This window comes from Peribacillus butanolivorans, from assembly GCF_001273755.1.
Lineage (GTDB): Bacteria > Bacillota > Bacilli > Bacillales > DSM-1321 > Peribacillus > Peribacillus butanolivorans.
This window is the reverse complement of sequence record NZ_LGYA01000015.1, coordinates 1-709: the sequence shown is the minus strand read 5'-3', so window position 1 is coordinate 709 and position 709 is coordinate 1. Positions and strand designations below refer to the sequence as shown.

At 44.1% G+C, this 709-nt stretch carries 1 protein-coding gene; it reads right to left on the bottom strand.

Going from position 1 to position 709, the window contains the following annotated elements; translation table 11 throughout:
• Nucleotides 1–444 (bottom strand): IS110 family transposase (locus tag AKG34_RS26380; RefSeq protein ID WP_152952422.1); only part of this gene is annotated, 444 nt, incomplete at its 3' end.
• Nucleotides 445–709: the final 265 nt, after the last annotated feature.

Genomic DNA, 709 nt, shown 5'->3' with positions numbered 1-709 from the left:
GACCTTTTGAATTCGATTATGCTGTCTAGCTCGTTCTTCAATAATACTTCTGCGATAACGAACAAGCTCACGTAATTCTCGCTGATTTCGATCAGGGATAAAGCTTGCTTTCAACAACCCATGACGAAGAAGTTGAGCGATCCACTCGGCATCCTTGACATCTGTTTTTCGACCAGGGACTGCTTTCATATGTTGTGCGTTAACAACTAAAAATTCCATTTCTTCAGCCTCAATTAAGTTCACGATAGGCTTCCAAAACACACCTGTGCTCTCCATAGCGACATGAGTGCAACCATGTGATTTAATCCAATCCATCAGTTGAATTAAAAACACCGTTTTTGTAGAAAATGTTTGAATCTCCTTTCCTTCGGGGGTCATAATGCAGGCGGTAATGTTATCTTTATGTACATCCATTCCGCATACTCGTTCAATGATAACTTCCATTGAAACCATCCTTCCTATGGCGAAAAAATTAGAGGCTGGTGCAAAAACCAGAATAGGATTAATCTACCATGAGTGCTTCCCGTAAGGGAGCGACAGTCTGTGATGCACCGTGGTCGTTGGAGTCAGACTAACGGATGGGCTCTAATGGCACCATAGTTCATCGACCTTCCTCACCCAGCCATAGAATCAGTATGGACGGTTTTCCACCATTTTCATTCTCTGTGGTGCAGCGCTGGTCGTGCGCTGCATGGTTGGCTAACGGGTG